Annotated in this window: 22 protein-coding genes; 16 read left to right on the top strand and 6 right to left on the bottom strand. The window is 41.2% G+C overall.

What is annotated here, in order from left to right; translation table 11 throughout:
• Positions 1–291: 291 nt before the first annotated feature.
• The 3 genes from HUW48_RS14255 to HUW48_RS14245 form a co-directional block, all read right to left on the bottom strand.
• Positions 292–681 carry a SpoIIAA family protein gene (locus tag HUW48_RS14255; protein WP_182411589.1) on the bottom strand — a complete coding sequence of 130 codons (390 nt, stop codon included), beginning with the start codon at positions 679–681 and terminating at the stop codon, positions 292–294.
• A 360-nt stretch (positions 682–1,041) separates the two neighbouring features.
• A complete protein-coding gene (locus HUW48_RS14250) occupies positions 1,042–1,632 on the bottom strand; it encodes a hypothetical protein (RefSeq protein ID WP_182411588.1) in 591 nt (196 codons plus the stop codon).
• A 130-nt stretch (positions 1,633–1,762) separates the two neighbouring features.
• Complete coding sequence (locus HUW48_RS14245) at positions 1,763–3,415, bottom strand: UxaA family hydrolase (protein WP_182411587.1); 1,653 nt, start codon at positions 3,413–3,415, stop codon at positions 1,763–1,765.
• Positions 3,416–3,862: 447 nt separating this feature from the next.
• Between HUW48_RS14245 and HUW48_RS14240 the strand changes: the two genes are divergently transcribed.
• From HUW48_RS14240 to HUW48_RS27310, 13 genes are all read left to right on the top strand, one after another.
• Positions 3,863–4,834 carry a sugar phosphate isomerase/epimerase family protein gene (locus HUW48_RS14240; RefSeq protein WP_182411586.1) on the top strand — a complete coding sequence of 324 codons (972 nt, stop codon included), beginning with the start codon at positions 3,863–3,865 and terminating at the stop codon, positions 4,832–4,834.
• 517 nt (positions 4,835–5,351) lie between these two features.
• Positions 5,352–6,146, top strand: a complete 795-nt coding sequence (locus HUW48_RS14235; RefSeq protein WP_246343478.1) for a ThuA domain-containing protein — start codon at positions 5,352–5,354, stop codon at positions 6,144–6,146.
• 64 nt (positions 6,147–6,210) lie between these two features.
• On the top strand, positions 6,211–7,608 hold the full coding sequence (locus tag HUW48_RS14230) for a Gfo/Idh/MocA family protein (protein WP_182411584.1): 1,398 nt from the start codon (positions 6,211–6,213) through the stop codon (positions 7,606–7,608).
• A gap of 421 nt (positions 7,609–8,029) precedes the next feature.
• Positions 8,030–9,448 (top strand): putative oxidoreductase C-terminal domain-containing protein, encoded by a 1,419-nt coding sequence (locus tag HUW48_RS14225; protein WP_182411583.1) that lies wholly within the window; start codon positions 8,030–8,032, stop codon positions 9,446–9,448.
• A 639-nt stretch (positions 9,449–10,087) separates the two neighbouring features.
• The gene (locus HUW48_RS14220) at positions 10,088–11,185 is read left to right on the top strand and encodes a cytochrome-c peroxidase (RefSeq protein ID WP_246343477.1); all 1,098 of its coding nucleotides are present in this window, start codon (positions 10,088–10,090) and stop codon (positions 11,183–11,185) included.
• An 80-nt stretch (positions 11,186–11,265) separates the two neighbouring features.
• Positions 11,266–11,658, top strand: coding sequence for a hypothetical protein (locus HUW48_RS14215; protein WP_182411582.1), 393 nt, complete (start codon positions 11,266–11,268; stop codon positions 11,656–11,658).
• Positions 11,659–11,841: 183 nt separating this feature from the next.
• Positions 11,842–12,609 (top strand): MbnP family protein, encoded by a 768-nt coding sequence (locus HUW48_RS14210; protein ID WP_182411581.1) that lies wholly within the window; start codon positions 11,842–11,844, stop codon positions 12,607–12,609.
• A gap of 101 nt (positions 12,610–12,710) precedes the next feature.
• Positions 12,711–13,661 (top strand): cytochrome-c peroxidase, encoded by a 951-nt coding sequence (locus tag HUW48_RS14205; protein WP_182411580.1) that lies wholly within the window; start codon positions 12,711–12,713, stop codon positions 13,659–13,661.
• A 9-nt stretch (positions 13,662–13,670) separates the two neighbouring features.
• Complete coding sequence (locus tag HUW48_RS14200) at positions 13,671–14,669, top strand: hypothetical protein (protein ID WP_182411579.1); 999 nt, start codon at positions 13,671–13,673, stop codon at positions 14,667–14,669.
• 4 nt (positions 14,670–14,673) lie between these two features.
• The gene (locus HUW48_RS14195) at positions 14,674–15,072 is read left to right on the top strand and encodes a hypothetical protein (RefSeq protein WP_182411578.1); all 399 of its coding nucleotides are present in this window, start codon (positions 14,674–14,676) and stop codon (positions 15,070–15,072) included.
• Between the two features lie 9 nt (positions 15,073–15,081).
• The gene (locus tag HUW48_RS14190; protein WP_182411577.1) at positions 15,082–15,771 is read left to right on the top strand and encodes an SCO family protein; all 690 of its coding nucleotides are present in this window, start codon (positions 15,082–15,084) and stop codon (positions 15,769–15,771) included.
• Complete coding sequence (locus tag HUW48_RS14185; protein WP_182411576.1) at positions 15,758–16,174, top strand: c-type cytochrome; 417 nt, start codon at positions 15,758–15,760, stop codon at positions 16,172–16,174. The genes HUW48_RS14190 and HUW48_RS14185 overlap by 14 nt, the downstream gene beginning before the upstream one ends.
• A 130-nt stretch (positions 16,175–16,304) precedes the next feature.
• Positions 16,305–16,433 carry a hypothetical protein gene (locus HUW48_RS27310; RefSeq protein ID WP_262891444.1) on the top strand — a complete coding sequence of 43 codons (129 nt, stop codon included), beginning with the start codon at positions 16,305–16,307 and terminating at the stop codon, positions 16,431–16,433.
• Between the two features lie 486 nt (positions 16,434–16,919).
• On the opposite strand, the gene HUW48_RS14180 is transcribed toward HUW48_RS27310, so the two are convergent.
• The 3 genes from HUW48_RS14180 to HUW48_RS14170 form a co-directional block, all read right to left on the bottom strand.
• Complete coding sequence (locus HUW48_RS14180) at positions 16,920–18,551, bottom strand: sodium/sugar symporter (protein ID WP_182411575.1); 1,632 nt, start codon at positions 18,549–18,551, stop codon at positions 16,920–16,922.
• A gap of 286 nt (positions 18,552–18,837) precedes the next feature.
• Positions 18,838–20,172, bottom strand: coding sequence for a xylose isomerase (gene xylA, locus HUW48_RS14175; RefSeq protein WP_182411574.1), 1,335 nt, complete (start codon positions 20,170–20,172; stop codon positions 18,838–18,840).
• A 132-nt stretch (positions 20,173–20,304) separates the two neighbouring features.
• The gene (locus HUW48_RS14170) at positions 20,305–21,819 is read right to left on the bottom strand and encodes a xylulokinase (RefSeq protein WP_182411573.1); all 1,515 of its coding nucleotides are present in this window, start codon (positions 21,817–21,819) and stop codon (positions 20,305–20,307) included.
• 362 nt (positions 21,820–22,181) lie between these two features.
• Between HUW48_RS14170 and HUW48_RS14165 the strand changes: the two genes are divergently transcribed.
• From HUW48_RS14165 to HUW48_RS14155, 3 genes are all read left to right on the top strand, one after another.
• Positions 22,182–22,901 (top strand): NUDIX hydrolase, encoded by a 720-nt coding sequence (locus HUW48_RS14165; RefSeq protein ID WP_182411572.1) that lies wholly within the window; start codon positions 22,182–22,184, stop codon positions 22,899–22,901.
• Between the two features lie 107 nt (positions 22,902–23,008).
• Positions 23,009–23,683 carry a response regulator transcription factor gene (locus tag HUW48_RS14160; protein WP_182411571.1) on the top strand — a complete coding sequence of 225 codons (675 nt, stop codon included), beginning with the start codon at positions 23,009–23,011 and terminating at the stop codon, positions 23,681–23,683.
• A gap of 5 nt (positions 23,684–23,688) precedes the next feature.
• Positions 23,689–25,065 (top strand): HAMP domain-containing sensor histidine kinase, encoded by a 1,377-nt coding sequence (locus HUW48_RS14155; protein ID WP_182411570.1) that lies wholly within the window; start codon positions 23,689–23,691, stop codon positions 25,063–25,065.
• The last annotated feature ends 40 nt before the right edge of the window (positions 25,066–25,105 follow it).

The raw sequence follows: 25,105 nt of genomic DNA, 5'->3' as shown, positions 1-25,105 counted from the left end.
AAAAAAGTAATTTCGTGCGGTAACCGGAAAGGTAAAAAAATAACTTGAATGTTTAATTTCCAGACCGCAGTTCCCTGTTTATTTAAGTTTGATTTTACCCCTAAATAATTTCTCCATCGGCAGAAATAGCAATTATTGCCAACGGGTTTTTAGCGGTAAATAATTTTTAAGTCGTTGGGTTTTACGAAACAGTGATTGACGGTATCCATGTGTACCGCAATATTTTGGCTGAAGATAGTTGCTCCTGAACCTTGAGAATATCTTCGGGAGTAATGGTAATTGGTTCGCCCTTTATACAAATTGTTTAAGCCATTCCCGGGCTTGTTGGTCATCTGAAAAAGATTTCATGGGAATAGGTGGCGATTTAAACTTAAACAAAATACGCATGATTAACTGCGCTAGTCCGGGTTTAGACACCATTGCCATAGCTTTATAAATTTCGGGAAGTTGCTCCGTCGAAAATTTACGGGTTTCTTTATCTGGCACGGGAGAGTTGCTCAAATAAATTAATAAAGGCACTTTTTTATTCCCGGTAATTTGTTTTACTAAAGCAATATTAGCGGCAATAATCTGCACGGTACGCTTCGGGTTTTTGGAGTAAGAATACAAAATACCTTCTGCATCTAACCAGTAATCAGCAATCTCTCCTTTAATTAACAGGCGGTCGTCTGGTGGTATCATTTAGTAATTTTGGAAATGGATTGGATGATTTCGTATTCTTAAATGCAAAAAAAATGATAAAGAATTAATTAAGGCAAATATAAAACTTAATGTCTCGCGTAATTTTTTAACTCTAGGAGGGTCTTTTGTTCTGAGATTTATTGTTCATTCTATTTATTTTAAATCAATGGTTACGTTTTGGCTAAAAAACGCTGTTGTCCCGAGAGCAGCTATGAGTATTAGGCCTTGTTATGCAAATACTTTTTTCTTTTCGTCTATCATTTTTACTTTGACAAAGAACCAAGGAACAGGCTCAAATCCATTTTATTCATCGTTCAAATATTCAACCATCTGCTCCCAATTATCTTCGTTAGCTATCAGTCAGTACTGATTGATTTTAATAATGAATATCTGAATTAATTCACTAGCAAGGTCATGGCAATGAAAGGTATGAAAGTCACCGCTTAGTTCTACTCCAATTAGATCAAATCCAATCACAATTTCTGATTCGTCAGTTACTTCAGGAATATTTCTGTTTAGATTCTCCCAAAGTCCAATTGCTCCTATACCTTTTTCTATAATACTAAACTCTTCCAACAAGTCATTCTTTTCTGATTCTGGAAAGTTGATGCTAAGAATCAGATAGTCTTGAACATTTCTGAAAAACTTATTCTTGTATTCACTTAGTACATCATAATCATAGAAAGTATTTATCCAGCCTATTTTCTTTTCTTCAATTTTTTGGTCAGCCCAAGTTTGAATATCTGTAATTTGTGTGTCAGTCAGGTTAAACTCTTCTATGGCTTTTTTAACATTGTCGCTGTTATTGACTGAGCTCCAAGTTATTGACCAACTATCGAAGTAGGAGTCATTTATACAGGTACTACATGTGTAAATTCTAGCGTCCTTGATGGAGCCGTAATTTGCCTTATGCAGTTTAATAAAATAATATGCTCCCAGATAATACTTCATGAAGTGATCTAATGCACAACTTGTATATATGCGGAATTACTCCGTTTATCTGACACATACTGACATACAAATAGAGTAATTCAGGCTCCTGTATACTATTAAAATACTTAATTTATTAAAAAAGAACTGCCTACAAAGACACGCCGCGCTTCCACGGAATAAAATCGTCCTGACCTAATTGTACCGCTTTGGGGATAATTTCGCCGCTGGCTACTTTGATGCAGAACTCCAGGATTTCTTCGCCTTTGCTTTCGATGGTGGCTTGGCCGGTTATAATGTCGCCGGTGTCCAGGTCTATGATGTCGGCCATGCGCTGGGCCAGTTTGGTGTTGGTAGATATTTTAACTACCGGACAAACGGGGTTGCCGGTTGGCGTACCCAAACCCGTGGTAAATACAATAATGTTGGCTCCGGAACCTGCTTTACCGGTGGTGGCTTCTACGTCGTTACCAGGGGTACAAACTAAACTTAAACCGGGTTTACGCACGGGCTCGGTGTAATCCAATACATCGGCCACGGGAGCAGTTCCGCCTTTTTTTGCGGCCCCGGCACTTTTAATAGCATCGGTAATTAAACCGTCTTTAATATTCCCCGGCGAAGGATTCATATCAAAACCAGAACCTACGGCTTGTGCCTGGGCGGAGTAGCCTTTCATGAGCCGGATAAATTTGTTGGCCGTTTCGTCGTCTACGCTGCGGTCTACCAGTTCTTGTTCCACACCGTTTAATTCCGGAAACTCGGCGAGCAACACCGAACCGCCTAAAGCTACTACTAAATCTGCCGCATAACCCAATGCCGGGTTAGCCGAAATACCCGAAAAGCCATCGGAGCCGCCGCATTTTACCCCTAAAACTAATTTACTCAGTGGGGCCGGTTGCCGGGTTTGTTTATTAGCTTCAATTAAACCTACAAAAGTTTGTTTTATGGCATCACCCAGTAATTGTTCTTCGCTCTGGCTGGTTTGCTGCTCAAAAAAGTAAACCGGCTTATCAAAGTTCGGATTGCGTTCCCGGATGTGCTGCTGCATCTGGTCGTACTGCAAATGCTGGCAACCTAAACTTAATATAGTAACTCCGGCTACGTTAGGATGGTCCATGTAGCCTACCAATAATTTACTTAAAATTTCAGAGTCCTGACGCGTTCCGCCGCAGCCACCCTGGTGGGTTAAAAATTTAATACCGTCAATGTTTTCGAAAACCCGTCTGGTTTCAAATTCTTCGGCGTATAATTTAAAGTCGGTGCTGGCAATAGCATCCGCGGAGTGGCTTTGTTTGTATAATTCCACTAATTGCCGCGCCTGGTTTTGGTATTTCTGACTTTTGCCGTACCCAAGTTCTTTGGTCAGGGCTTCTTTTATAATATCCAGGTTCCGGTTTTCGCAAAATACGGTTGGCACAAACAGCCAGTAATTAGCAGTACCCACTTTACCGTCGGGGCGGTGGAAACCATTAAAGGTGCGGTTTTGCCATTTGCTTACCTCGGGTGCCGTCCAGGTATATTGTTTGGTGCGGCCGCTGTAATCCGAAGCGGCGTGTTTTAAATTGGCCGTTGATATAAGTCCGCCCCGCAGAATGGGCAACATGGCTTTGCCCACTAATACTCCGTACATGGTAACCGGATCGCCCACGGCAAAATCTTTAGCGGCAAATTTATGTTTGGCGGCTACATTGTCTTGCAGCAAATACGTTTCATTTTCAAAGAGAATGGCTTCTCCTTTTTTCAGGTCGGTGAGGGCTACAATTACATCGTCCTGCGGGTGTACTTTTAATACTTTAGCTTGCATATCTAAATGAGTAATATACTAGAGTTGCGAATTATGGGAGTTAGAACCTGTTTATAACAATTTAGCCTTTCGAGCTGGTTTCAAAATCACTATTTAAAATAATCGTAGCCTTTCTGAACCATGAAAGTAAATCGGATTAAAGAATTAATTTCCTTAAGAAAAGACAAAAGTAATGGGGTTCAGGCATAATAATTAAAATTTATTCAAAAAGCTTTACTGTTTCCCGAATTCCCCCAAAATATTTTTTATTTCCGGATTAAACCAGCATCTTCCTGATTGGAATAACGGTTTGGATTAGGACGAAAGAATAAACTGGGTTAATAAAGAGTATAAACCACAAGCTAAGGTCTCTTTCTTTTATTCAGATTTTGAAATTTGCTCCAAGTTATGGAAGGAGCCAGGCACGACACGTACATTTTTACTTTTATAAGTTTATTATTTAAAACTATGCAAAATAGAAGAAATTTTTTGAGAGCTTCCGGCGCCTTAATGTTAGGAGGTTTGGGAACTTTAATGCTCCCGGGTTGTAACACCAAAGATGCCAAAACTACTTCCGAAACTGCTTCGGCGGATAGTACGGCTACTGCTGCCTCCAACCAAACATCTACGGCGACCAATTTAGCGGCTCCAGGTTTGCAATTGTATACCGTTCGTGAATTACTCGAGAAAGATTTAAAAGGCACCTTGCAGAAAATAGCCGACATCGGGTATAAAAATATGGAGTCGGCTGCCGGTTCCAAGGGCCATTATTACGGCATGAAGCCGAAAGAATTTGCTTCGATGTTGGAAGGTATGGGCATGCAGCTCAGAAGTTCGCACGTGCAAGTAGGTTATAACACAGGAGGCAAAAAACCAGAGCATGAAACCCTCACCTACGATTTGCAAAAGCTCGTTGATATGGCGGCTGAATCCGGTCAAAAATATTTGACTTGCGCTTACCTGGCACCCAATGAACGCCGGAACCTGGATGATTATAAGAGCCATATAGCCTTGTTTAACAAAGCGGGCGAAGCTTGTAAAAAGGCCGGTTTGCAGTTTGCTTACCATAATCATGATTTCGAGTTTGAGACCGTGGATGGCCAAAGACCGTATGACTTAATGCTGGCTCAGACCGACAAAGATTTAGTAAAAATGGAACTGGATCTTTACTGGGCTACTAAATCCGGCAATGATCCGATAGGTTTATTCGAAAAAAATCCGGGTCGTTTCCCGCTCTGGCACGTGAAAGACATGGATAAAACCGAGAAGAAATTCTTTACCGAAGTAGGTAACGGTTCCATCGATTTTAAACGCATTTTTGATGCAGCTAATACTTCAGGTATGGAATATTATTTTGTTGAGCAGGATGTTACTCCGGGCAACCCGCTTGATAGCATTACCACCAGCTATAAAAATTTAGGCAAAGTAGTAACAGTTTAAATAAATTCTTTTTTTTAGTACCAGTTATTTGCTTTTTAGAAAGCAGGTAACTGGTATTTTTATAATTTATTAAATTTAGTGATTTATTAGGAGCCTTTTCAAGTCTCCATTCTGTGGTGATATCTTATTTAATATTTCATGTTTTGCTACATGGCCGGCGGGCCTCATTTGGCTCTATCGCACTCGCTATTCTTCCTTTCCTCGACAGTATCTGCGGAATGTGGCTGCGCCACACCGGAAGACTAGCAGGTGCTCCATAGCCAAACTGGTGTCAGGTGTACTTAGCTAATGCTTTTACTTTTAAAGTAGAAAAAATTAATAAACTTTCATGGAATAGTAGATTAAAAGAGAAGTTTTCCTTCTTTTTTCGAGGTGTGTTCTGCTGCATTCTTCGACTTTAAGGATGTTTTATTTAAACGTTTAAGCAGTATATCAGCAAATTATTTATATTTAAAAGCTTAAAATGCTTGCTATGCGAATTCTGTTCCGATACTGCTTTAGTTTACTCTTAATATGTTTGTTTCTTTTAAAACCGGTTTGGGCTCAGACTAAGTTTTCCGGTAAAAACGTTTCGGTACTGGTTTATACTAAAAATGGAAAGGGTTACGTACACGATAATATTCCGAGTGCTGTGGCGGCTATTCAGAAACTAGCGCAGCAGCATGGTTTTAAAGTGGACGTAAGTGATCAACCACAAGTATTTACTACCGAAAATCTCAAGAAATATACGCTTTTACTTTTTCCGAGTACCAACAACGATGTTTTTGATACCAACGAGCAACGGCTGGCTTTCCGGAAATACATGCAGGCGGGTGGCGGTTTTGTGGGGCTTCACTCCGTTGTTGGTACCGAACGCAATTGGCCCTGGTTTAAAATGATGCTGGGTGGTTCCTTTGTCTGGCACCCACCTTTTCAAAAATTAAAAATCGTTCTCATTGATCCTGCTCAACCAAGTGCGCAGGGTTTGCCCAAAATTTGGGCAAAAGAAGATGAATGTTATTTCATGAAAGACCTTTACCCGGGTACGCATACTTTTCTGGCCCATGATTTAACTAACCTGAATCCGAACGAAAGTGAAAAAATGAAAAGTATTGCCGGCCCATATACCACTCTTTACCCGGCGGCCTGGTACCAAAAATTTGATGGTGGCTTAGTTTGGATTACCGCCCTTGGTCATGCCAAAACCGACTACCAGGATGCAACTTATTTACGGCATATTTGGCAGGGGATTCAGTATGTTGCTGGCCAGGTACGTAAATTAGATTATACCAAAGCTTACGCCTCTACCCACGACGAAGCCGTGCGGTATTAAGAATAACAGTTTTCAAGCTGAATTGATTTGTCAGGAATTATAAAGGTATTAACCCGTAGTCTTTATGGAGAACAATGATTCGTTTAATGCTTCGCGGCGGAGTTTTTTAAAAAAAGCAGTTGCCGGTACGGTTACCTCTGGTTTGGCTATTACCGGATTCCCGACCATTGTGCCAGCGGCGGTTTTAGGTAAAAATGCGCCTAGTAATCAAATAAACATTGGAGCAATTGGTACCGGCCGTATTTCGCGCGACCACGACATGCCCGGCATCTGGAAGCACGAACAAGCCCGTATAATGGCCGTTTGCGATCTGGACCAAAAACGAGCCGGTCAGGCAAAAGATTTAGTAAACTCTTATTACAGCAAAAAAACAAATAAGCTTTACGACGGTGTAAAAGTGTATTACAACCATCTGGAATTATTACTAAACAAAGATATTGATGCCGTAGTTATTAGCACCCCGGATCACCAACACGCGTACATTGGTATTCATGCCGTAGAAGCAGGTAAAGACGTGTATTTGCAAAAACCAGCTTCCCTTACCATTGCGGAAGGGCGGTCCCTGAGTAATGCTGTCCACCGCACCGGTAGAATTTTACAGATTGGTAGTCAGCAACGCTCGTCGGCGCAGTTTCGGTACGCCGCCGAATTGGTGCGTAATGGCCGCATTGGCCAATTAAAAACGGTATTGGTAGGTTTACCCGGTGACCCGGCCGGCGAAGAAGAGCCGGAAATGCCTGTTCCGAAAAATTTAAATTACGATGCCTGGTTAGGTTCAACGCCTTACGTGTACTACACCGAAAAACGCGTGCATCCGCAAAATGATTATAGCCGGCCCGGTTGGTTACGTTGCGAGCAATTCGGAGCCGGAATGATTACCGGTTGGGGTTCGCACCACGTAGATTGTGCGCATTGGGCCATGGATACCGAATATACAGGTCCAGTAGAAGTAGGAGGTTGGGCGGAATATCCAGCTCAAGGTTTATGGGATGTACACGGAAAATTCCGAACCGAAGCGCTTTATGAGAACGGCGTAAAAATGATTGTGAGTAATGACTTGCCCAATGGTATCCGTTACGAAGGTACAGAAGGTTGGATATTTGTTACCCGCGGCGACTATTCCGTTACGGCCAGCGATCCGGTAGCTAAAAAATCTGGTACTAAGGCTTTAGAAGCCAGCAATCCTAAATTGTTAACTTCTAAAATTGGCCCAACCGAGATCCACTTGTACGAAAGCAGCGATCACCACGGTAATTGGCTGGAATCGATAAAATCGCGTAAACCGCCCATTGCTCCCATTGAAGTAGGCCACCGTTCTTGCTCTACCTGCTTAATTCACCAGATTGCCATGAAACTTAAACGCAAAGTTTACTGGGATCCGGTAAAAGAAAAATTTAAAAACGACGACGAAGCCAATAGTATGCTTTCCCGTCCACAACGCTATCCGTATTTAGTAGGGTAGATTAAGATTAAGTAAGAGAATAATACTAGTTAATCAAAACCTTGATCGGAAACTAACGCTGTTTGACTTACCCGGTTTAGATTTTTAATAATGGCGAACAGTATAATAGTAATTAGCAAAGAAGCTAGTAGGAATAAAATGGCTTAGAAAGATCAACTTCTTTTGAATAAATATAGAAGCTGTTTCGCATTTTAGAAGTTTATCCTTAAGGAGTAATTCAGTAACAAAAAATTTGGTAAAGGCTACAATAAGGTGGTGTCCTCACCACCTTAGGCGTATTTTTTATTATTGCTAATCAGCTTCATTTAGTAAAATTTCATCTTTGGCTACGATTTCGGAATTAAAATTTGCTTAAGTTTTGATTTGCTGCGGTAGAACCTTTTTCTTTACCGGTTATATTTTTCGCTCTAAAATAAAACGAATGAAAAAAAACTCCTTAACCGTCCTGCAACTACTTGCTTTACTATTTCTGTTTTCTTGCTCGGGTAATAAGAAAGAAGCAACCAGCAACGAATCGGAAACTAATTCCTCTGCTGTGAACAGTAAAATTAAATTAATTAACCTCGACCCGGGGCACTTTCATGCGGCTTTGGTGCAAAAGTCGATGTACCCGAACGTTGATCCGCAAGTACACGTTTTTGCGCCCGCTGGGCCCGATGTAGACGAATACTTAAAAAAGATTAACCAGTATAATGGTCGGGTGGAAGATCCCACACAATGGCAGGAAGAAGTATACACCGGACCTGATTACTTACAGAAAATGCTGGCCACTAAACCGGGCAATGTGGTAATAATGGCTGGTAACAACCAGAAAAAAACCGAGTACATTAAAGCCTCAATAGATGCCGGTTTAAATGTTTTGGCCGATAAACCGATGGCTATTAATACATCTAACTTTAATTTGCTGAAAGAAGCTTTTGCCACGGCCGAAAAAAATAAAGTGCTGCTCTACGACATTATGACGGAGCGCTACGAAATTACCACAATGCTGCAACGTGAATTTTCGCAGTTGCCGGAAGTGTTTGGCACTTTGCAGAAAGGGACGGCCACTGACCCGGCAATTACCAAAGAAAGCGTGCATCATTTTTTCAAATACGTATCCGGGGCACCGCTTATCCGGCCGGCCTGGTTTTTTGACGTGGCGCAGCAAGGCGAGGGGATTGTGGATGTAACTACCCACCTGGTAGATTTAGTGCAATGGGAAGCTTATCCGGAGCAAGTAATTGATTATACCAAAGATATTAAGTTAAATAGCGCCCGGCACTGGCAAACTAAACTTACTCCCGATCAATTTAAAAAAGTAACAAATTTAACGTCTTATCCGGACTACCTGCAAAAATCTGTGGGCAAAGATTCTTTATTGGGAGTGTACGCCAATGGCGAAATTAACTACCAGTTAAAAGGTACGCACGCCAAAGTTTCGGTTATCTGGAATTATGAAGCGCCCGAAGGTGCCGGCGATACCCATTTTTCTATTATGAAAGGTACCAAGGCTAATTTGGTAATTCGGCAAGGGAAAGAACAAAATTATAAACCAGTATTATCCATTGAGCCAGCTGCCGGAACCGATTCAAACACCTTTGAATCTACTCTGCAAACTGGTTTGGCCCAGGTACAGAAGAAATTTCCGGATGTAACCGTTCAAAAAACGGGTTCTACCTGGACGGTTACTGCTCCCGAAAAATACCACAACGGCCACGAAGCCCATTTCGGCCAGGTTACCGAAAAATATCTGCAATTCCTTTCTACTGGTAAAATGCCGGAGTGGGAGGTACCCAACATGCTCGCTAAATACTATACTACCACACAGGCTTTAGAATTAGCTCGCAAAAAGAAATAGTACTATTGACAGCGGCGCTAACCCTAGCGCCGCTGTTTTTTTACACCTTTCCGTTTCTTTCAGTTTATTTGGCCACACTGGTAATTTTACTTATCAAAATTTTAACGTACCCTTCTCTGGTTCGCCCTCCTGTAAGCAACTAACCGGTTCAGAGCGACTGCCAGAGCAATATTAAAAGTAAACTCTTGGTTAAAGGAGGTAATTACTTGTATTACTTTTTATCGGTTCTTCTTTTCTGCCGGTTAGATCCTTGTTGGATGACGAACCATAGAAGGGGAAGATAAATAGTTTAACTCCTTATTCATTCAGATTTAAGAAAATATTGTTTAAGAAGCCGGCTGGATTTATTTTCTCTTAACTAAACAATCTGGTTTACTTAAATTCAAATTAGCTTGATAATTGTTTGTGGAGATCTAATATTATTAAAAATAATAATTATTATTTAAAGGTAGAACAGATTTGAAACAACAGGTGTTTGTTGTTTAACTAATACTATTTTGAAATATTAACAGATATTAACACGTTAGTAGAAGGGATAATGCTGGAATATTTAGCTTTTAAAAAATTATAAATAAGTTGAAATAAAAGCAAAGAACTTCTACCATTCTGAGTAAAAAAGATAAATTTTTGATTATCCGGGTGAAACAACTTTACTTACTTTTTGCTTTTGCTGGTTTCTTTTTAGTGGCTTGTTCTTCTTCCGATAAAGAAAAGGAAATAGAGCCAGTACCTGTTCCTACACCTTATCAATTGCAATTCTCAGATCGCTTTCAACCGCCTTCTATTCCCGAAGATAATCCCCTAACCGTAGAGGGGGTGGCTTTAGGCCGCCGCTTATTTTACGAAAAACGACTTTCGGGCAATAATACCATCTCATGCGGCAGTTGCCACCAGCAAAAACTAGCTTTCACGGATGGCCAGGCTTTTAGCACCGGTGTAGATGGTCAGCAAACTACCCGCAGTTCCATGAGTTTAGTAAATTTAGCCTGGAACAAAACCTTTAATTGGGCGGGCGAAGCTAATTCTTTAGAAGCGCAGGCACGAATTCCGATTGAAAACCCTTTGGAAATGCACCAAAATATGGACGAAGCCGTTCGGGAATTACAAAATACAGCTACTTACCCTAATTTATTTCAGAAAGCATTTGGCACGAGTACTATTACTTCGGATTTAATGCTGAAAGCACTGGGCCAATTTACCCGCACGCTTATTTCCACCAATTCCCGTTACGATAAATACCGGGCCGGCGAAGCTACTTTAACTGTAGAAGAATTAGAAGGCATGCAATTATTTTTCACGCATCCGGATCCTAGCCGCAACTTACGCGGCGGGAATTGCGGCGATTGCCACGGCAGCGATTTTTTTACCTTGCAGCAATTTCATAACAACGGGTTGGATGTGGATTTTGCCGATAAGGGTAGGGGAGCAGTAACTGGTAAAGCCACAGATAACGGCAAGTTTAAAGCACCTTCTCTCCGGAATATTGCCGTTACTGCACCCTACATGCACGATGGCCGGTTAAAGACCTTAGAAGAAGTATTAAACCATTACAACGATCATATTCAAAATGCCAGCCCTAATCTTGACCCATTAATTATAGAAGCATCGAATAAAATTCAAGGTAAATCCCTGGAGCTTACTCCCGCTGAAAAAGCTAAGATTATTAAATTCTTGCAAACTTTGACCGATGATTCCTTCTTAAAAGACGAGCGTTTTTCTGAAACTTCTACTCCTTAATAAAAAGAAGATTTAAAAAAGTCAGTAAAAAACTTTTATTCTATAACTGGCAACTATACTTTTACTGCCTAAAGATTACCTTGAAAAGTACCTTAACCATATTGCTTTTAGTGGTAATGCTGGTGCAAAGCTTCAGTAAGGTATGGATTGTATTAGATTATCAGGCCAATAAAAACTACATAGCTGAATTTTTGTGCGTGAACAAGGCCAAGCCACAGATGCACTGCCAGGGACATTGTTATCTCAAAAAACAATTGGCTAAAGCAGAAGAAGCGCAGAAAAAATCAACAAATCAAAATCAGAAGTTCGAAATAACGCTTTTCTGCCAAAATCTTTTCCGGGTTACTTTTATTCCGGCTTTTAAGCAAAATTCTTTTCAGGCTTTTAAGTCAGTGTTTTATCTTTTTTCTGCCCAATTAAATTATTTCCACCCTCCCCAGGTACTCGTTAAGCTTCTTTCTGCGGCAATTTAATTATTGCTCGTTCCTGTAAGGCACTTTTCTAAGTTTGCCCACAATCTATTCTATCTTTTTATTTTAAAGTTTTACGCTGTAATCTAGTGCAATAGTCAATTCTATAACGGTACGTTATGGAATTACAGTATTGCACAGATTTATGGCTTATAGCACCACCTTACTATTTATCAAAAATCAATTATGCAAAACGTACTTTCTAAATATACTCCCCTTTTGGCCATTGCTTTTATGGCACTCATTACTTTTTCCTGCAAAGAAGATCCGGATCCTATTCCGGCTTTACCGGGTCAGGTTACTTTAGAATTTGATAATGTGGTTGGAGAGGCTGCCTTATCGCTCGACGATCAGGATTATAATAATGCCAACGGCGACCAGTTTAAAGTTTCTATGTTTAAATACTACATCAGCAATATAATTCTGAAGAAAACCGATGGAACTGAATACAAACAACCAGAAAGTTATTACCTGGTAGACGAAAGCAACGCGGATTCAAAGTTAATTACCATAAAAGAAATACCAGCCGGCGAATACACCGGGCTTACTTTTACCATTGGGGTAGATAGTGTACGCAACGTTTCGGGCGCGCAAACCGGGGCTTTAGATCCGGCTAACGGTATGTTCTGGACCTGGAAAAGCGGCTACGTTTTCGTAAAGCTGGAAGGTACTTCGCCGCAGTCGCAAAATGGCGGATTGGTTTTTCATATTGGAGGCTTTCAAAAACCGAATAACACCATTCGCACCATTTCCCCGTCATTAAACGGAACTAAACTGCAAGTAGAAGGCGGTAAAAATCCCGAAGTACATTTTAAAGTAAATGTATTGAATATGTTTCAGGGAGTAAACACCATTAAGTTTGCCGATTTAGCTACTACCATGGGCGGCGAAAACTCAGTGAGAGTAGCCGATAATTACGTGAATATGTTTACCGTAGATCATATTCATCCGTAAGGTTTATGGGCTGCCAATCCCTTAGGAATTTCCGGCTTCTGATTCAGTTGATTTTGAGTTTAAGTATACTTGCTTGTAGCCCAGAATCAGCGGAATTAACTATGCCCAAAAATGCCCAGTTAAATCATTTTCCGGATCCTGTTTACCAGTACCAGAATAACCCTCTTACTAAAGCAGGTTTTGAGTTAGGCCGAAAGCTGTTTTATGATCCCATTTTGTCGGAAGATAATTCTGTTTCCTGCGGGAGCTGCCATAAACAATTTGCCGGCTTTGCCGATTTAGAGCATTCCGTTAGTCATGGGTTGAACAATCAATTAGGTACCCGCAATACACCGGCTTTAGCCAATCTGCGTTGGAATCCGGACTTTTTCTGGGATGGAGGCGTTAATCATTTGGAATTGGTTCCTTTAGCGCCCATTACGAACCTTTTAGAAATGGGTACCAATTTAAGTTTGGTAATCCGCAAATTGAACCGTGACCCAAAATATGTCACCCAATTCCGGAAGGTTTTTCACCAGGATACTATTAACAGCCAGCAATTATTTAAGGCATTGACCCAGTTTATCGGGGAAATGGTTTCGGCAAATGCTCCATACGATCAATACGTAAATGGCAAGACCGATGCACTTACCGAAGAGCAAAAGCAAGGCTTATTAGTTTTTGAAGCTAAGTGCAGCACTTGTCATAAACCCGGGTTATTCACCGATCATTCTTTCCGGAATAATGGTCTGGATTCGGAATTTAAGAAAGACTTGGGCCGGAAAATAATTACGGAACAACCATCCGATTTGGGCAAGTTTAGGGTACCTAGTTTGCGCAACGTGGCGGTAAGTTCGCCTTACATGCACGACGGCCGGTTCCGAACTTTGGCCCAGGTACTGGAGCATTACGACAAAGGCGTAAAAACTTCTGCTACTCTCGACCCATTACTCGGTGGGTCTCGGCTTGGTATTGCTTTGTCCAAAGAGGAAAAAAAACAATTGCTGGCTTTTCTGGAGGCTTTAACCGATAAAACATTCATTACGGATCCACGCTTTGCCGATCCATTTTAATTTTTAATTATGAAAAAACATTTTTACTTATTAATAATCCTTGGAGGATTTTTAACTATAGATGCCCGGGCCTGCGATATCTGCGGCTGCTTTATGGGTATTACTCCTTACGACAATCAAAGCAGCATGGGGGTTTTGCACCGGTATCGAAGTTTTAATGGATACCAAAGTCTTAATCAAAAAAAGCATTTCTTTCCGGAAGGTGGCGGGCTATTTACCGGTGGCGCTGATAAGGAACATGGCGGCTCGCATAGTCATAACGGCAACCCTACAGATTTTGAAGTTTACCGGGTTACCGAATTCCGGGGTAAATACTTTATTCACCAGCGAATAGAACTAAATGCTTTTGTACCCTTTGTCCAAAATACTACCCAATACAACCAAAACCGTAAAACGCTGGCGGGTTTGGGTGATATAAATTTATTCGCCGGAATACATTTGTTGCGCCAAATTGAAGTTGCCAGCGTACAGCAACGGTTAATTGTAGGGGGCGGTTTAAAGTTACCAACCGGTCATTATTACCGGACCAACAACGAGGGTATTCGGTATCCTTTGTTGTACCAGACGGGTACCGGCAGCGTCGATTATTTTGGTTATGTAAACTATATTGCGGGTTATAAAAAGTTTGGTTTAAGCCTTAACTCCAGTTATAAAATAAACGGGCAAAACTATTACCACGAAAGTATTGCGAACAGTTCGGCACACTTTGCCAATTTGTTTTACCGCTACCACCTAAACGATAACTGGAATATTAACCCATCGCTGCAATTTTTTTACGAGTATACCAAAGGCGAGAAATTTAAAGGTGAGTTAACCGGTGAACATAAAATGAACAATGCCTTGCTTGGCCCGGGCCTGGATATTTATTACAAAAATGCGGGAATTAACCTGGCTTTTCAATTACCCTTATTTCAGGAAGATATTGGGCACCCAGCTAGTGCCGGTCGGTTAGTACTGGGGCTCAACTATAATTTTAATCAGACAAAATACTTATTCAAAAGTAAATAAATTTATGAAGCGCTATCCCGGTTATTTAATTATCACATTCATATTCATCAGTCTCTGTTCTTGCGCTAAATCGGAAAAAGAACAGTTAAAGCAATTAGAAGAAAAAGTGCTAGCGGTGCACGATGAAGTAATGGGCCAAATGGATAAAATTTACCAGAAGAAACATAAACTCCAGGCTTCCCTCCAAAAAGCAGATACCACTCAAATGAATACGAGAGTTATCAGAAATCAAATAGCAGATTTAAAAAAAGCGGATGATGCCATGATGGATTGGATGCATCAATATAAAAGCCCTGCTGATTTATCGCCCGAAAAAGCTAACGTATATTTGCAGGACCAATTAGTAAAAATAGAATTAGTAAAAAAACAAGTAACTAATGCTTTAGCAAACGCAGATTATTAAACTTCCATAATGAAAATACACCCGAAAAATTTACTAAATTATTTGATTTACCGAGCCAGCTTTTTGCTGCTGCCTGGTTTACTTTTTAGCTGTTCCCAAACAGAGTCTACTCAAAATACTTTACCCATTCTGGGAGAAAGAGAAACTGTTGAACAGGTAATTAACGGGAAAACCGTAACCGACACAATTTACCACCAAATTCCTGATTTTAGTTTTATTAATCAAGATAGCCAACAAGTAACCAGTCAAACGTTAGCCGGTAAAATCTACGTCACAGATTTCTTCTTTACTACTTGCCCAACCATTTGCCCGAAAATGAAAAGCCAGTTGCTGCGGGTTTATGAAAAATTTAAAAATAATGACCAGGTAGTATTGCTATCCCATACCATTGATCCGCAGCACGATTCGGTAGCGGTTCTCCGGGATTATGCGGAGCGTTTAGGCGTAAGCAGTAACAAGTGGCATTTTGTAACCGGCGCGAAGGACAGTGTTTACGCCATAGCAGCTAAATACATGGTTACAGCCGGCGAGGATGAAAATGAAGCGGGAGGATTTGTGCATAGTGGTGCCTTTATTTTAGTAGATACCAACCGGCATGTACGAGGCATTTACGATGGCACGATTGCCGAACAAGTAGATAAATTAATACAGGATATTCCTCTTTTACTAGCCGAGAAATCGCAGCATGCTAAAAATTAAAGGCTCGGTGTTGCTCTTAATGGGGCTGGTTACAGGTGCGTGGTCCCGTTGTACCCCGGCAATATCGGATAGCGGGGAACAACTATATGAGCAGCATTGCGCAAGCTGCCACATGCAAGATGGCAGCGGCTTACGTCGGCTTATTCCACCGCTGGCTAACGCTGATTATTTAATAAAATACCGCAGGCAATTACCTTATTTAATTAAGCACGGCATGGAAGCGGGTATTACTGTAAATGGGCAACAATACCAGCAGAAAATGCCCGGAGCAGAAACGTTAACCCCCGACCAAATAACGAATTTACTAAATTTTGTGCAAACCAATTTCGGTAATAATAACGAACGTTTTACTATACCGGAAGTAGCTGCTATGCTCGACTCTTGTGCTACGCATAACCACTAGCCTGTGCCGTTATATTAAATTGTATCAAAGAGCTATCCTAGATTTTGCTTGCTAGTAAGGGTTTTCTTTGGAGCTTTTCCAAGGCTCCATGCTTAGGTGCTAACTTGTTTAATGTTTCAATATTTGCCTCATGGCCGGCGGGCCTCGTTTGGCTCTCTCGGGCGGTTTAGCGAACCTTGGCTCGTTCCACTGCGCCATGCTGCTTTGCAGCACCGGAACGCTAAAAGGCCCGAGAGAGCCAAACTGGTGTCTTTACTAGTAGCTACTGCTTTTCTTCCTCATCTTGTGTAATTAACTTGTTTAATGAAGTAGAAGGAAAATGATTTTAATGGGCGGCTACTAATGACAAGAATCAAACTTCCTTTTCTACTTCCCCTTTCAACAGATTCTAATAAATTCGGCTTAATACCATCTTTTACTACTAAAAAAGTAAAAACCTTAGCTAAGAATAAAGACACCAGTTTGGCTGTGGAGCACCTGCTAGGATTCCGGTGCCGCAGGCATTCCACAGACGAAGTCGAGGAAAGGAAGGCTAGCGAGTGCGGAAGAGCTAAACGGGGTCCGCCGGCCATGAGGCAAAATTAGTCTTTTCAAACACGATAGCACCTAAGCATGGAGCCTTGGAAAGGCTCCAAAGGACAACCTCAAAGTCCGTTATAGCAACTACTACTACTATTATTATACTAAAACAAAAAGAGCGGCCATTATTAGCCGCTCTTCTTGTTTTAGTAAATTTTTAGAATTCTTACCAGAAAATGGTGTATAAAGCAGCCAGAATTCCGCAGATAATTACAGCTCCCACCGCAAACGACGAGGAAGTTTTAAACATGGAAGAATCAATTTCCAATCCTTTCGGGTTATTCTTGCTTTTTGGATCTAGCAAGGTAATAATAACCATTAAAGCCACTAAAATCAAAAACACAATTCCCATCCGGTCAATAAATGGAATTTCCTGGAATTGGAATTTTAAATAAGTGGATAATGGTATGGTTAAAACAGCGGCTACTAAAGCGGCGGAGGCAGTAGTCCGTTTCCAGAAAAAGCCCAAAGCAAAAATAGCAAATACCCCAGGCGAAATAAAGCCGGTATATTCCTGAATGTACTGGAAAGCTTGATCGAGGTTGCGTAATACCGGAGCTACTATAATAGCCACAATAAAGGCAACTACCACTACTAATTTTCCAAAATTAACCAGCCTTTTTTCGCTGGCATTACGGTTGAAAAACTTCTTATAGATATCCAGGGTAAAAATAGTAGAAATACTATTGGCTTTTCCGGCTAAAGAAGCCACAATAGCCGCCGTAAGTGCCGCAAACGATAAACCTTTTAAACCTTCGGGTAACAAATTTAATAAAACCGGGTAAGCATGATCCGGAATAACGTGACCGGCTTCATTAGCCATTTCCGTTTGAAACTGACCATTTTTGAAAAGCACATAAGCCGCTATACCGGGTAATACTACTATAATAGGCATCATTAATTTTAAGAAAGCCGCAAATAACAAACCACTGCGAGCAGTCTTTAAATCAGCACCCAAGGCCCGTTGCGTTATGTATTGGTTACATCCCCAATAATTTAGATTTACAATCCACATCCCACCAATTAAAACGGATAAACCAGGTAAGTCCATGTAGGCATCGCGGGTACCGCCCTGGCCGTTCGGAATCATTAATTCACCTTTGGAGATAATCATACTAAAGTGATCGGCTGCTTCTTTGCGTAAAAAACCTAATCCTTCCCAGGCGCCACCGTCGCCTAGAGTAGTAGCTACTAAATCTAATGCTAAATAAGTAGTGGCTAAGCCACCCAGTACTAACACAAATACTTGAATTACATCGGTATAGCCAATTACCTTCATGCCGCCCAGGGTAATGAATATGGCAAATATGGCCAAGCCGTACATGCAGTAATAGAAATCAATACCGGAAACAGTTTGTACCGCTAAGGCACCTAAATACAGAATCGAAGAAAGATTTACGAATACATATACCAATAACCAGAATACTGCCATAATAGTACTTACCGCATCGTTGTAGCGCTGCGATAAAAACTGAGGCATGGTGTAAATCCGGTTTTTAAGATAAATGGGGATAAAGAAAATAGCCACTACCAGTAAGGTTGCGGCGGCCATCCATTCGTAAGTAGATATAGCCAAACCTAAGGCAAAAGCAGACCCTGAAGTACCAATAAATTGCTCTGCCGAAATATTAGAAGCAATCAGGGATGCCCCAATGGCCCACCAGGTTAAGGAACCTTCGGCGAGAAAGTAATCTTTCGAATCGGCTTGCCCGGTTCTGTTTTTCCGGTATATCCAGTATCCGTAGCCAGATACGATTACAAAATACACCAGAAAAACGATGTAGTCAATTGGTTTCATAAATGATGAAAGTGTGGAGGTGAGTATAAGTTGTGCCTAAAGATAAATTTAAATTTTAAAGCTAATTCTATTTACTTAAAGTTATTTTTATAAAAAAAATTAAAAAAATGGCATGTACCAGCATGTTCTAAGTAGCTAATATAAAGTCCATTTTTTTAATTCGTAATCATAAGAAAACTTCAACTGTAAGGGTTTAAAAAGGATTTTGTTAAAAATTAACAATAAATAAACCCGGGAAGTAAAAAACTCACCGGGTTTATTTTATAATATTAAAATTTTAATAATATTAGATGTACTGATTAATCAGGTTTTCGAATAATTCCTGCTTGCCGCTGATTTGTTTAGGCTCGCCATTTTTAACTGCTAATTCGCGCAGTTCTTCTAAAGTAAGCTGGCCTTGCTCAAAACGCTGGCCATCGCCGCTATCAAAAGAAGCGTACCGGGTTTGACGTAATTTCTTGTAATCGGATTTTTGCAGAATGTTATCAGCAATTGTTAAAGCACGGGCAAAAGCATCAATACCGCCAATATGTGCTAAGAATAAATCGTCGAGGTCGGTAGAGTTGCGGCGCAGTTTGGCATCGAAGTTAACCCCACCATTACCTAAACCACCGGCTTCTAGAATTACCAGCATAGCTTCCGTTAGTTCGTATAAATCTACCGGGAACTGGTCAGTGTCCCAACCATTCTGATAATCGCCACGGTTCGCGTCAATGCTACCCAACAAACCGGCATCAACCGCAATTTGTAATTCGTGCGCGAAAGTATGTTGCGCTAGTGTAGCGTGGTTAGTTTCCAGGTTTAATTTGAAATCGTCTTGTAACCCAAATTTATTTAAGAAACCAATCACGGTAGCGGCATCAAAATCGTACTGATGCTTGGTTGGTTCCATCGGCTTAGGCTCAATCAGGAAAGTACCGGTAAAACCAGCTTTGCGACCATAATCGCGGGCCATCGCCAAGAACCGGCCCATGTGCTCAATTTCGCGCTTGGTGTTGGTATTTAGTAACGACATGTAACCTTCGCGGCCTCCCCAGAACACGTAGTTTTGTCCGCCTAAAGCAATAGTTGCATCAATAGCAGCTTTTACTTGGGCAGCGGCGTAAGTTAACACATTAAAATCAGGGTTGGTAGCTGCCCCGTTCATGTAACGCGGGTGCGAAAACAAATTGGCAGTTCCCCACAGTAGGTTTATACCCGTTTCTTTTTGCTTTTCTTTGGCGAAATCTACCATGGTTTGCAGGTTACGCTCCGATTCAGCGATAGATTTACCTTCGGCTACAACATCAAAGTCGTGGAAGCAGTAATAGCCTAATCCTAACTTAGACGTAAATTCAAAGGCCGCATCCATTTTTTCTTTAGCACAGGTAATGGCATCGGAACTGCTGGCCCACGGAAACTCCCGCGTGCCCGGACCAAACGGATCGCCGCCCGTACCGGTAAAAGAATGCCAATAAGCCACTGAAAACTTGAAATAGTCTTTCATGGGTTTGCCCGCTACTACTTTGTTCTCGTCGTAGTATTTAAACGCCATCGGGTTGGTAGACTCTTTGCCTTCGTAAGCTATCTGGGAGATATTCGGAAAGTATTCTTTCGCTCCTGTTACTACTTTAACTGCCATATTTTTTGCTAGGGTTAAGTTTTAATTTTTTATAAAATGCAAATAGTTGAGTAATATAATGTTGGATTAATGCTGGGTTATACGAGAACCAAATACGTTTGCTTTAAATTAAATGGAATTAAATTTTATTTTTTAAGCGGGAAAACGGTTTAACTGTACTTGTAACTCAGCTAGCCAATCCTGGTAAATAGTTTCGTATTGTTCTTGTAAGTGGGTTTCTGGTTCAACGGACCGGGTACAGCGCAAACCGGCAAATGCTTGCGAATAATCGGGGTAAATACCTGCTCCTACGCCTGCTCCCCGGGCTGCTCCCTGCGAACCATCGGTGTTATACAGTTCCACCACCGTGTTGGTAACGGTAGCAAATGTTTGCGCAAATAAAGGACTCAGAAACATGTTGGCATCTCCGGCTTTTACCGTGCGCGCATTTATCTGCATGCCTTTCATGATGTCAAACCCGTAGCGCAGGGCAAAAATAATTCCTTCCTGGGCAGCCCGGGCCAGATGCGCTGGGGTATGCTGATTAAAAGATAAACCAGCGATGTGGGCGCCTACCTGCTGATTTTTAAGAAAACGTTCGGCCCCATTGCCAAAAGGTAAAATAAGTAAACCTTCTGCGCCGGGTGGTACGCTTTGCGCCAGGTTGTTTATTTCTTCGTAGGAGTAACTGGAATTTGCTTTTTCGGAAGTAAATATAGTTTTCCGCAGCCAGGAATTTAAAATACCCGTGCCGTTTACGCATAACAAGGTACCTGTAGATGGTTGCTCCGGGGTATGATTTACGTGCAGGAAAGTATTTACCCGGGATTCCGGATCGTAGGTAAATTGGTTATTAACTCCGTATATCACGCCGGAAGTACCCGCCGTAGCCGCTATTTCACCGGGATGCAATACGTTTAACGAGAAAGCATTATTGGGTTGGTCGCCGGCCCGGTAAGCAATGGGCGTACCCGGCGCTAAACCTAATTCTGTGGCCGCACTTGCCGATACTCCCGCTTGTAAACCAAAACTAGGCACAATTTCCGGTATAAGGTCCGCCGGAATTCCGTAATGATCTAATAAGTCGTAAGCAGGGGCATTTTCTTTAAAATTCCACAAAATTCCTTCCGACAAGCCAGAAGCCGTTGTCTGAATTTTGCCCGAAAGCTTCATGGCAATGTAATCGCCGGGAAGCATAAATTTATGAATGCGCCCAAAAATATCCGGTTCGTTTTCTTTTACCCACTTTAGTTTAGAAGCAGTAAAATTGCCCGGCGAATTTAAGTAGCACGACAAACACGTTTCGGAGCCAATTTCCCGGAAAGCTTTATCGCCCAAGGCAACAGCCCGACTGTCGCACCAAATAATGGAAGGTCGTAACACTTCCTGGTTTTGATCGACTACTACTAAGCCGTGCATCTGGTAGGCAATGCCTATGGCTTTAATGTCTTTTGCCTGAATGCGACCATCGCGGATCACCCGGTGCGTTACTTCGCTCAGGTAATGCCACCATCGTTCGGGGTCTTGTTCGGCCCAGCCTTCTTGCTTTACAATCATACCCATTTCTTGCGCCGGCGCAAAAGCCGAAAGTAGTACTACTCCGGTTGCTGCCTCTATTAAAGTAGCTTTTACCGAAGAGGAGCCAATGTCATAGCCTAATAAATACATCGTGCTTATATATCAGAATAAATTGTTGTGTAAAAATTATTGCTGGTTAATTATAATGGAAAAACAAGCGAATTTTAAAGCAAAAACCTTGATTAAACAGGCTCTAAGCTAATTTATAGTAAATCATTTGTAATAATTCGATTAGAGCCATTATATTACAAATTAAATACGTAAGAATACTTATTGTAAAAGATACAATATTAATAGATAATTCTCACCAAACCAATTTAAAATTACTTATTTTGGATGGTTTAAGCGATTAAGTTTCAATTTATAAAAATGCAGGGAATTGTGTAAGCTTGTTTAGTGGTGTAAACATTTCTCTTTCTTCAATGTTATGGCTAATTATTATACGATGCGTTATGATTCAAACTGAATTTGCCGGTTCCGTTATAAATTTTAAACCCGAAGATATTATTCCTTCCGTTTCCACGGATTGCGTTATATTTGGTTTAGACGATGGCAAACTAAAAGTTCTTCTCCTGAAACGAAATATTGAACCATCCCCAGGTTTATGGGCCTTACCAGGCGGATTTGTACTCGACTTTGAAGAATTGGAAACGTCGGCGAAGCGCACGTTGCACGATACTACCGGCATGACCAACGTTTTTATGGAGCAAGTGCAGGCTTTTGGACAGGTAAATCGCTTTCCGTGGCGGCGGGTAATTACAGTTGTTTTTTACGCGCTTATAAAATACCGCACCGACGATTTAAGAGCCGGGCCTGATGCCAGTGATATCAACTGGTTCGATATTTCGGATTTACCCGAACTGGTATTCGATCATAAACACATCTTAAACGTAACGTTGCAACATCTGCAAAGTAAAGTACGTTCTGAGCCCATTGGTTTTGAATTGCTGCCGCTAAAATTTACTTTAACTCAACTGCAGGAGTTATACGAAGCCGTGTTGCGTACTACTTTCGATACACGCAACTTTCGCAAAAAACTCCTTAAAATGAACTTGCTCGAACAATTAAACGAAACGCAAACCGGAGTAGCGCACCGGGCTGCCCGCTTATACCGCTTTAACCCGGGTATTTATCAAAAATTAAAAGAAAAAGGCTTTACTTTTGAACTGTGAGACTTCCTTACCTAATACCCATCATTAAAAATGAGTAAGGTTAAGGAAGTTTAAAATTTAAATTACAACTGTTTTATTAACTGTTTCCGACGAAGGCTCGCTGGCCCATGAAAATACTCCTGATTGAAGATGAACCTAAAGTTGCCTCTTTTATTAAAAAAGGTTTAGAAGAGCAATCCTACGATGTAGAACAAGCCTACGATGGATTTTTTGGAAAACGGCTGGCCCTGGATAAAGAATACGATATAATTATTCTGGATGTGATTTTGCCACAACTAAACGGCCTGGAAGTTTGCAAAGCCATCCGGCAACAGAATAGTTCAGTGGCTATTTTAATGTTAACTGCTTTGGGCAACACCACTGATAAGATTGAAGGCTTAGATGCCGGCGCCGATGATTATCTGGTAAAGCCTTTCGAGTTTCAGGAATTACTTGCCCGGATTCGGGCTCTTACCCGGCGGAAAAATGATTTACCTACCGGCGAAATTCTGCGCATTGCCGATCTGGAACTAGATATGGCCCGCAAAACAGTAACCCGCAACAACCAACCTGTTACGCTTACGGCGCGTGAATTTGCCTTGCTCTCGTACTTGTTGCGTAATAAAAACCGGGTAGTGTCCCGGGTAGATATTATTGAAAACGTTTGGGAAACTTCTTTTGACACCGGCAGCAACGTAATAGATGTATACATCAATTTTTTGCGCAAAAAAATTGACAAAGACCATCCGGTTAAATTAATCCATACCTTGGTAGGAATGGGGTACGTAGTAAAAGAAAACTGATTTTTATGACCATCCGCACGAAATTAACGCTGCAATTCGCTGTTATATTTTCGTTTATTCTTGTTCTGTTTTCCATTTTTATTTACGTGTTTGTTTTGTTTTACCAGGAAAGTGATTTCCAGCAAAACTTAAAAGACCGGGCGAATATTGTGGCGCACGTATACCTGGATGCCAACCAGGTAAGCCAGGAAACTTACCGCAAAATTTTAAGGCAGTATAACCAATCTTTGCCCTACGAAATTGTAAACGTTTATGACGCAACTGGCAAGCTGGTTTTTCAGGAAGGCGACGGTAGTTTGCCAATAAGCAAAGATTTAATTGCGCGTTTACAACAAGGCCACGAAGTAATGCAGCTGGTACACGACCGGCAACTGGTAGGTATTCCATATTTCGACACCAAAAAAAAACAACAATATTCTGTAATTGCTTCATCTATTGATGTAAATAGTAAACAGCAACTACGCGAGTTGCGCTTAATTTTAACTGTGGGTTGTTTATTAGCAGTAGTTATTGTTTTAGCCGCGGGTTGGGTATTTGCCCGGCAAGCTCTGCGGCCCATTACCAAAGTAGTGAAAGAAGTAGAAAAAATCAGCGCTTCGGATTTGCATTTGCGGTTAACCGATTCTGATGGGAAAGACGAATTGTCGCATTTGGCTCATACTTTTAATAAAATGCTGGACCGGTTGGAACAAGCTTTTGCCATGCAGAAAACGTTTATTTCCAACGCCTCGCACGAACTTCGCACGCCGCTTACTGCTATGATTGGCGAACTGGAAGTAGCCTTAATGAAACCCCGTGGATCTCACGAATACGAACGCGTTTTACATGCTACCTTAGATGAGGCAAAGCTTTTAACGCAACTGTCCAATGGCCTTTTGCAGATTGCGCAGGCAAGTTTTGATATCTCTAAGATAGAGCTAAATAAAGTGAGGTTCGATGAAGTTGTTTTTCTGGCTGGCGAAGAAGTAAAAAAACGACATCGGCAAGCGAAAATAGAAATAAACTTTGAAAATTTACCCGAAGACGAAAGCCGGCTAATTTGCTTAGCAAACGAATCTTTATTACTAATTGCTTTTATTAATGTTTTTGAAAATGCCTGTAAATTTTCGCCGGAGCAAGGGTTAATCTCAGCCACCATTCATGTAAATCTGGTTCAATTACAGTTACGCGTTCAGGATAGGGGAGTAGGCATTAAAAACGAAGATTTACAACACGTATTTGTTCCTTTTTTCCGGGCCGATAACGTCCGGGATATTTCGGGACATGGCATTGGTTTGCCTCTAGCCGAGAAAATTATTAAACTCCACCAAGGTACCATTGAAGTTCACTCAGCCCTGCATGTTGGTACCGAAGTAATTATTTCCCTTCCGGCTAATTTTTAATCTCATTTTAATATGCCTTTAATGTCTGTTTAATCTTGCC

This window comes from Adhaeribacter radiodurans (assembly GCF_014075995.1).
GTDB lineage: Bacteria > Bacteroidota > Bacteroidia > Cytophagales > Hymenobacteraceae > Adhaeribacter > Adhaeribacter radiodurans.
This window is presented reverse-complemented; position numbering and strand designations above follow the sequence as displayed.

Coding starts and splice junctions, on each gene's coding strand:
- HUW48_RS14255 (WP_182411589.1), bottom strand. CDS start 681: ATGATACCACCAGACGACCGCCTGTTAATTAAAGGAGAGATTGCTGAT.
- HUW48_RS14250 (WP_182411588.1), bottom strand. CDS start 1,632: ATGAAGTATTATCTGGGAGCATATTATTTTATTAAACTGCATAAGGCA.
- HUW48_RS14245 (WP_182411587.1), bottom strand. CDS start 3,415: ATGCAAGCTAAAGTATTAAAAGTACACCCGCAGGACGATGTAATTGTA.
- HUW48_RS14240 (WP_182411586.1), top strand. CDS start 3,863: ATGCAAAATAGAAGAAATTTTTTGAGAGCTTCCGGCGCCTTAATGTTA.
- HUW48_RS14230 (WP_182411584.1), top strand. CDS start 6,211: ATGGAGAACAATGATTCGTTTAATGCTTCGCGGCGGAGTTTTTTAAAA.
- HUW48_RS14225 (WP_182411583.1), top strand. CDS start 8,030: ATGAAAAAAAACTCCTTAACCGTCCTGCAACTACTTGCTTTACTATTT.
- HUW48_RS14210 (WP_182411581.1), top strand. CDS start 11,842: ATGCAAAACGTACTTTCTAAATATACTCCCCTTTTGGCCATTGCTTTT.
- HUW48_RS14205 (WP_182411580.1), top strand. CDS start 12,711: ATGCCCAAAAATGCCCAGTTAAATCATTTTCCGGATCCTGTTTACCAG.
- HUW48_RS14200 (WP_182411579.1), top strand. CDS start 13,671: ATGAAAAAACATTTTTACTTATTAATAATCCTTGGAGGATTTTTAACT.
- HUW48_RS14195 (WP_182411578.1), top strand. CDS start 14,674: ATGAAGCGCTATCCCGGTTATTTAATTATCACATTCATATTCATCAGT.
- HUW48_RS14190 (WP_182411577.1), top strand. CDS start 15,082: ATGAAAATACACCCGAAAAATTTACTAAATTATTTGATTTACCGAGCC.
- HUW48_RS14185 (WP_182411576.1), top strand. CDS start 15,758: ATGCTAAAAATTAAAGGCTCGGTGTTGCTCTTAATGGGGCTGGTTACA.
- HUW48_RS27310 (WP_262891444.1), top strand. CDS start 16,305: ATGGCCGGCGGGCCTCGTTTGGCTCTCTCGGGCGGTTTAGCGAACCTT.
- HUW48_RS14180 (WP_182411575.1), bottom strand. CDS start 18,551: ATGAAACCAATTGACTACATCGTTTTTCTGGTGTATTTTGTAATCGTA.
- xylA (WP_182411574.1), bottom strand. CDS start 20,172: ATGGCAGTTAAAGTAGTAACAGGAGCGAAAGAATACTTTCCGAATATC.
- HUW48_RS14170 (WP_182411573.1), bottom strand. CDS start 21,819: ATGTATTTATTAGGCTATGACATTGGCTCCTCTTCGGTAAAAGCTACT.
- HUW48_RS14165 (WP_182411572.1), top strand. CDS start 22,182: ATGATTCAAACTGAATTTGCCGGTTCCGTTATAAATTTTAAACCCGAA.
- HUW48_RS14160 (WP_182411571.1), top strand. CDS start 23,009: ATGAAAATACTCCTGATTGAAGATGAACCTAAAGTTGCCTCTTTTATT.
- HUW48_RS14155 (WP_182411570.1), top strand. CDS start 23,689: ATGACCATCCGCACGAAATTAACGCTGCAATTCGCTGTTATATTTTCG.